The organism is Inquilinus sp. (assembly GCF_039594555.1).
In the GTDB taxonomy this organism is placed as follows: domain Bacteria; phylum Pseudomonadota; class Alphaproteobacteria; order DSM-16000; family Inquilinaceae; genus Inquilinus.
Window position 1 is genome coordinate 1 of record NZ_JBCNNF010000392.1, and the last position, 6,438, is coordinate 6,438.

Annotated in this window: 8 protein-coding genes; 3 read left to right on the top strand and 5 right to left on the bottom strand. The window is 69.7% G+C overall.

The window, feature by feature from the left end; translation table 11 throughout:
• The coding region (locus ABDW35_RS29525; protein ID WP_343717423.1) for an amidohydrolase family protein at positions 1-307 on the top strand (307 nt) is incomplete at its 5' end.
• 146 nt (positions 308-453) lie between these two features.
• On the opposite strand, the gene ABDW35_RS29530 is transcribed toward ABDW35_RS29525, so the two are convergent.
• On the bottom strand, positions 454-1,293 hold the full coding sequence (locus tag ABDW35_RS29530; protein WP_343717424.1) for a LysM peptidoglycan-binding domain-containing protein: 840 nt from the start codon (positions 1,291-1,293) through the stop codon (positions 454-456).
• Positions 1,294-2,009: 716 nt separating this feature from the next.
• Here ABDW35_RS29530 and ABDW35_RS29535 point away from each other — a divergent pair.
• Both ABDW35_RS29535 and ABDW35_RS29540 read left to right on the top strand, forming a co-directional pair.
• On the top strand, positions 2,010-2,594 hold the full coding sequence (locus ABDW35_RS29535; RefSeq protein WP_343717425.1) for a TIGR00730 family Rossman fold protein: 585 nt from the start codon (positions 2,010-2,012) through the stop codon (positions 2,592-2,594).
• Between the two features lie 75 nt (positions 2,595-2,669).
• On the top strand, positions 2,670-3,884 hold the full coding sequence (locus ABDW35_RS29540) for an NADP-dependent isocitrate dehydrogenase (RefSeq protein ID WP_343717426.1): 1,215 nt from the start codon (positions 2,670-2,672) through the stop codon (positions 3,882-3,884).
• A gap of 53 nt (positions 3,885-3,937) precedes the next feature.
• Here ABDW35_RS29540 and ABDW35_RS29545 read toward each other — a convergent pair whose 3' ends face one another.
• From ABDW35_RS29545 to ABDW35_RS29560, 4 genes are all read right to left on the bottom strand, one after another.
• On the bottom strand, positions 3,938-4,459 hold the full coding sequence (locus ABDW35_RS29545; protein WP_343717427.1) for a hypothetical protein: 522 nt from the start codon (positions 4,457-4,459) through the stop codon (positions 3,938-3,940).
• Between the two features lie 45 nt (positions 4,460-4,504).
• Positions 4,505-5,041, bottom strand: coding sequence for a hypothetical protein (locus tag ABDW35_RS29550; RefSeq protein WP_343717428.1), 537 nt, complete (start codon positions 5,039-5,041; stop codon positions 4,505-4,507).
• Positions 5,042-5,419: 378 nt separating this feature from the next.
• Positions 5,420-5,884, bottom strand: coding sequence for a GcrA family cell cycle regulator (locus tag ABDW35_RS29555; RefSeq protein ID WP_343717429.1), 465 nt, complete (start codon positions 5,882-5,884; stop codon positions 5,420-5,422).
• Between the two features lie 112 nt (positions 5,885-5,996).
• Positions 5,997-6,438: DHHA1 domain-containing protein (locus ABDW35_RS29560; RefSeq protein WP_343717430.1), on the bottom strand; the 442-nt coding region annotated here is incomplete at its 5' end.

Here is a 6,438-nt window from a genome sequence, read left to right on the forward strand (position 1 = left end):
CCGGCCCTCGGTCGGCGCCACGCTGTTCCAGGCCGCGATCGACGGCGGCGCCCGCGCAGTCGGCCGCGCCACCGGCCGGATCGAGGCCGGCGCCCGCGCCGATCTGATCGTGCTGGACCCGGACCACCCGGCGCTGATCGGCCGGCACGGCGACACGCTGCTCGACAGCTTCGTCTTCGCCGTCAATGACTCGCCGATCCGCCACGTCATGGCCGGCGGCCGCTGGCGCGTGCGCGACGGCCGGCATCCGGACGAGGCCGCGGTGGCGGCGCGCTACCGGTCGGTGATGGCCGACTTGCTGGCCTGAGGCAAAGAAAACGGGCCCTGGAGGACCAGGGCCCGAGAGGTAAACAGGGAGGCTGCTCGAGCGGGAGACGCAATCGAGCTGTGCCATCCTAGGCGTTGCTGCCGCCTTCCGCTGTGACGGACATCACGCCGCAGAGCCTTTCGACGTCAGCCGGGAACGGCCGTGCTGGGTGCCGCCGGCACGGTGAAGATCTGGCCGGGATAGATCAGATCCGGGTTGCGGATCTGCTCCTGGTTGGCCTGGTAGATCACGGTGTAGCGCAGTCCCTCGCCATAGACCCGGCGTGCGATCCGCCACAGGCTGTTGCCGGGCTGGACCACCACGCGCCCCTCAGCCACCGCGATGTCGGCCGGAGCGGCGCGCTGGAACGGGGTCTCGGCCCTTGCCGTCACCTTGCCGGAGGCGTCGAGCTGGTCGGCCCGCAGGCGATAGATGCCGGGCGCGATCGCCTCCCCCGCCTGGATGCGGAACCGGCCGCGCGGATCGGTCCCGCCCTCGCCGATCGGCCGGTTGTCGAGATAGAGCCGCACGGTGGCGCCGGCCTGGCCGCGGCCGCTGACGAAGACGGCGCCGCCTTCGCCATAGTCGATGACATCGATCGACAGCGTGCCGCCGGTGCCGCCCGGCGCGGCCGGGACCGGGCCCGACGAACCCGCCGCGGGGGCCTGCAGCACGGTCGAGGCGCCCTGCTGCGGTGTCACCATCACCAGGGCGCTGCCGCTGCTGCCGGCCGCCGGCCGCCCGGCGATGTCGCGGCCCCGCTCCGGCACCACCACGGTGGCGACCTCGCCTACGGCGCTGCCGCCATCGGCGAGGCGCAGCGAGATCTGGTGGTCGCCGGCCGCGATCGGCGCGTCGGAGAGGAACACCCAGCCGCCGGAGCTGTCGGCCTGCACCGATCCGATCTGCCGCTCGCCATCCATCAGCAGGATGCGGGCCCCGGCGGGGCCGCGCCCGGCGATGGTGATGCCGCCGTCGGCGTTCACGCGGATGGCGTCGAAGCCGAGCGCCGCCGGCTCCTTCGCATCGGGGGCAGGCGGAACCGGAGCCTGCTGCGGCTGGGCCGGCGCCTGAGGCGGCTGGGCCGAAGCCTGAGGTCCCGGTGGCGCTTGCGACGGTTCGGTCGAAGCCTGGGGCTGGGCCGGTGCCTGCGGCGGCTGGGCCGAAGTCTGACCTCCGGGCGGCGCTTGCGGCGGTTCCGCCGAGGCGTCCGGCTTCGTGTCGTTCCGGCGCGGGGCCAGGGCGGTCACGGCCGGGGCGCCGGCGATCTGGGGAGGCTCGTCGAACCCGCTCCCCAGCACCCTCGGCGAGGGCGGCGCGGCCGGGGTCGAAGCCGGGGCGGGCTTCGGAGCTTCGGCCGCGGGCGGCGGGACGATGGGCTTCGGCGCAGCGGCCGCAGGCGGAGCGGCCGGAACCGGGACAGAGGCCGCAGCCACCTCCGGCGGGGCCGCATCGCGACGCTGCCCGGTGTACTGGACCACGGCGAGGATAGCCGCGAGCACGGCGACCGCAACGCCGCCGATCAACAGGAGTTTTTTCAACGCTGGAACCGCCCCGATATTATTCGGGCCAAATTATCCGCGTAGTCATCGACTCGCAACAAACCGCTGCTGCGGCTTCATCGAAACTTGCTCCAAGGTCGATCCCTTCCTAATGTCGCGCGCCGGCTGCGCCGGCCCCTTAGTCACCTGTGTGCGATCCCATGGCCGATATCCGTTCCCTCTGCGTCTATTGCGGCTCCTCCACCCGCGTCGACGACCGCTATAAAACCGCCGCCGCCAGCCTCGGCGCGCTGATCGCGGCCCGCGGGCTGCAGTTGGTCTATGGCGGCGGCCGGGTCGGGCTGATGGGCATCGTCGCCGATGCCGCGCTCGGCGCCGGCGGCCAGGTCGTCGGTATCATCCCCGACCACATCCAGGCGCTGGAGGTCGAGCACACCGGCCTGACCGAGCTGCACGTCGTCGACAGCATGCACACCCGCAAGCGCATGATGTTCGACCGGTCCGACGCCTTCATCGTCCTGCCCGGCGGGCTGGGCACGCTGGACGAGACCTTCGAGATGCTGACCTGGCGGCAGCTGAAGCTGCATGACAAGCCGGTCGTCTTCGTCGACATCGACGGCTTCTGGCGGCCGTTCCTGCGCCTGGTCGACCACATGGTCGCCCAAGGCTTTGTCCGGCCGGAGAACCGCGACCTGTACCAGGTGGTCGAGACGGTCGAGGAGGTGTTCGGCGCCATCGCCGCGCCGCAGGCGATCGCCCGCCCCGCCACTGAGAAATGGGTGTAGGCCCCTCTCCTTTCGCCCCTCGCGGCCGGATGCTATAAGCCCGGCCATTCCTGTACGAAGCGGAAAGATCCCGACATGGCCAAGATCAAGGTCAAGACCCCGGTCGTCGAGCTCGATGGCGACGAGATGACGCGCATCATCTGGCAGTTCATCAAGGACAAGCTGATCCTGCCGTATCTCGACATCGATCTGCGCTACTACGACCTCGGGATCGAGTACCGCGACCAAACCGACGACCAGGTGACGATCGATTCCGCCGAGGCGATCAAGAAGTACGGCGTCGGCGTGAAGTGCGCCACCATCACCCCGGACGAGGCGCGGGTGAAGGAGTTCAACCTCAAGAAGATGTGGAAGTCGCCGAACGGGACGATCCGCAACATCGTCGGCGGCACCATCTTCCGCGAGCCGATCATCTGCCGCAATGTGCCGCGGCTGGTGCCGGGCTGGCGCAAGCCGATCATCGTCGGCCGCCATGCCTTCGGCGACCAGTACCGCGCCACCGACCTGAAGGTCCCCGGTCCCGGCACGCTGACCATGACCTACACCCCGGCCGACGGCAGCCAGCCGGTCGAGCTCGAGGTGTTCAAGTTCCCGGGCGCCGGCGTGGCGCTGAGCATGTACAACCTGGACGAGTCGATCCGCGGCTTCGCCCAGTCGTCGCTGAACTACGGCCTGCTGCGCCAGATGCCGGTGTACCTGTCGACCAAGAACACGATCCTCAAGGGCTATGACGGGCGGTTCAAGGACATCTTCCAGGAGGTCTACGACACCGAGTTCAAGGACCGGTTCCAGAAGGCCGGCCTGACCTATGAGCACCGGCTGATCGACGACATGGTCGCCTCGGCCATGAAGTGGGAGGGCGGCTTCGTCTGGGCCTGCAAGAACTACGACGGCGACGTGCAGTCGGATTCGGTGGCCCAGGGCTTCGGCTCGCTCGGCCTGATGACCTCGGTGCTGCTGACCCCCGACGGCAAGACCGTCGAGGCCGAGGCGGCGCACGGCACGGTGACCCGCCACTACCGCGAGCACCAGAAGGGCCGCGCCACCTCGACCAACCCGATCGCGTCGATCTTCGCCTGGACGCAGGGCCTGACCTACCGTGCCCGCTTCGACGAGACGCCGGAGCTGCTGCGCTTCGCCCAGACGCTCGAGAAGGTCTGCGTCGAGTCCGTCGAGGCCGGCCACATGACCAAGGACCTGGCCATCCTGATCGGGCCGGACCAGCCCTGGATGACGACCGAGCAGTTCCTGGACAAGCTGGACCAGAACCTGCAGGTGGCGATGGGCTGACGCCCAGAGGCCCTGCGGAAACGGAAAGGCCGGCTCACGCCGGCCTTTCTGCTTCAGGGGCCGATCACGTTGTCGATCGAAAGCCCCTGCAGGACGGCCATCACCGGCACCTCCCCGCCCCTCGACCGGCAGACGGCGCCGAGGATCATGTGGTTGGCCCGGCGCAGGTCGAACACGGCGCAGCTGTCGCTCGTGCCGCTCAGGCTGATGATCCGGTACTGGGCGAGAAAGTTGTTCACCGTCGTGCGGTCGCCGCGCACCACGTTGAACCCGGTTGCCTTGAGCCAGCGCTGGGCGGCTCCGGCAAGGCTGCCGAGATGGTCGGTGTCGTTCCAGCGGTAGCCGCCGGGCAGACGCGACCAGTCGACATAGGCAAGAAACTCCCCTGCCGAGAAGGTCGCCGTGTCCGTCCGGACGGTGCCGCTGCCTTCGGACGCCTGCTCCTCGGTGTGCTTCGGGTTCTTCGCCGCCGCCCCGGCGAGCGGCCCCGAGACGAAGTCGATCGGCGACTCCTCGGCCAGCGCCGGCCAGGACAGCACGGCGAGAACAAGGGCACCCGCCGCGCACCGCTTCATTCGATGAATCATAGTCCCCCTCCGCCCTGATTGGATCGGTACCCCTCAGGGCCCGATCACGCCGTCGATCGAGATCCCCTGCATCACATCCTGGACCCGGAAGGCCTGGGCGGATGGCGCGCAGGCGAAGCCCTGGACCATGTGGTTCCTGCGCGTCAGCGTGAACACGCCGCAGCGGCGGTCGACCCCGGCCAGGCTGATCTTGCGGTACCGGGCGAGGTATCCGTTCACCGTGGCCTGGTCGCTTTCCAGGATGGTGAAGCCGGTGGCGTGGAAGATTTCCTTGACGCTGTCGGACAGGGCGCTGGCGTCCTCGTCCTGCCAGCGGTAATGGCCGCCCAGGCGCGACCAGTCGACATAGCCGATCATCGCGCCGGACTTGAACACCGCCGTGTCGGTCCGCATCGCGCCGAAGGCGGAGTGCGGCAGCGTCTTCTCCTCATGCTTGACGTTCTGCGCCGCGACCCCCTTCAGCGGTCCCGAGACGAAGCTGATCGGGGAGTCCTCGGCCAATGCCGGTCCCGACACCGCGGCCATGGCGAGCACCGCCGCGGCGGCGTACCGCAATACACGATCGAACATGATCCCCCTCCGCCCGGGATTTGGATCGGTGCGGGCCGCCCGGGCCGACGGCGCCGCCCGTTTGGATCGTTTCCTAGGCGTGGATCGCCATGCCCGATCCCGCATCGACCGGAGGCTGCCGCTTCGGCGGCAGGCAAAGAGCCGCCGAGGCGAACAGCCCGGCGGCCCTGACCAGAACCCCTCGCATCGTTACCTCCCCCCGGAGATAAGGAATTAATGCCGGGAAACGGGGCGCCGTCGAGTGAAATTCGCGTCAAATTGAAGGCGGGTCGCGCAGGAAAAGCATCCGCAGACCTCAAAAAGGTGCAGGGCCGGCCCGCAGCTGCGGCACCGGCCCCGTTGCGTCACATCGCCGAGGGGATCAATCCCGGCCGGGCGTCACGCCCGCAGGATGGCGCGATCCTCGTCCCGCCGCTTGCCCGGCGGCTGATAGGCGATCTGGGCATGCTCGATGCAGTACGGGAAATTGCCGTGCGAGGCCTTGCCGCAGAAGTGGAAGTCCTTGTCGCGCGGATCGCCGATCGGCCATTTGCACATCCGCTCGGTCAGGTTGAGGATGGTGGCGCCGCCGGACTTGCGCTCGGGCACCGGCTTGGCCGCGACCTTCTCCACCGCGGCGGGCTGCGCCTCGACGGCGGCCGGAGCGGCGGCGGCGACCTCTTCCTCCTCCTCATCCTCCTTCCGCTTGATCGGCGACGGCCGGCCGGACAGCTCCAGCCGATGCGCCTTGCCGATCACCGCGTTGCGAGAGACGCCCCCCAGGATCTCGGCGATCTCGCTTGCGCTCTTCCCGTTTCCCCAGAGCTGGCGCAGCTGCGCCACCCTTTCTTCGGTCCAAGACATCCGCTTCTCCCAAGATCACGCGCATCGCCTGCGCGTACCACATATTGCGGCTTCAGTCGCGGACGCTACCACATCCGCGACCACCGCGACAGATCCTTTCAGACCCCTCCGGTCAGGCGGCCAGCGCCGCCTCGACCGCCGCCAATGCCTCGCCAGCCCGGGCGGCATCCGGCCCGCCCGCCTGCGCCATGTCGGGGCGGCCCCCGCCGCCCTTGCCGCCGGCGGCCTCGGCCGCGGCGCGCACCAGCGCCACCGCGTCGAACCGCCCGGTCAGGTCGTCGGTCACGCCGATGCAGACCGACAGCTTGCCCTCGGCCCGGCCGACCAGCGCGACGATGCCGGAGCCGAGCTGCTGCTTCAGCGCGTCGGCCATCGGCTTCAGCTCGCGCGCCGGCAGATCGTCGAGGATCCGGCCGGTGAACTTGACTCCGGCGATCTCCTTGACCTCCGGCCCGGAACCGCCGCCGGTGCCGGCGGTCGCCAGCTTGCGCCGCAGGTCGGAAACCTCGCGCTCCAGCCGCCGCCGCTCCTCGACCAGCGCGGCCAGGCGGGCC

What these genes read in the sequence shown, in the direction of transcription:
- ABDW35_RS29535 (WP_343717425.1), top strand. Translation starts at nt 2,010, where the DNA reads ATGGCCGATATCCGTTCCCTCTGCGTCTATTGCGGCTCCTCCACCCGC.
- ABDW35_RS29550 (WP_343717428.1), bottom strand. Translation starts at nt 5,041, where the DNA reads ATGTTCGATCGTGTATTGCGGTACGCCGCCGCGGCGGTGCTCGCCATG.
- ABDW35_RS29545 (WP_343717427.1), bottom strand. Translation starts at nt 4,459, where the DNA reads ATGAAGCGGTGCGCGGCGGGTGCCCTTGTTCTCGCCGTGCTGTCCTGG.
- ABDW35_RS29540 (WP_343717426.1), top strand. Translation starts at nt 2,670, where the DNA reads ATGGCCAAGATCAAGGTCAAGACCCCGGTCGTCGAGCTCGATGGCGAC.
- ABDW35_RS29555 (WP_343717429.1), bottom strand. Translation starts at nt 5,884, where the DNA reads ATGTCTTGGACCGAAGAAAGGGTGGCGCAGCTGCGCCAGCTCTGGGGA.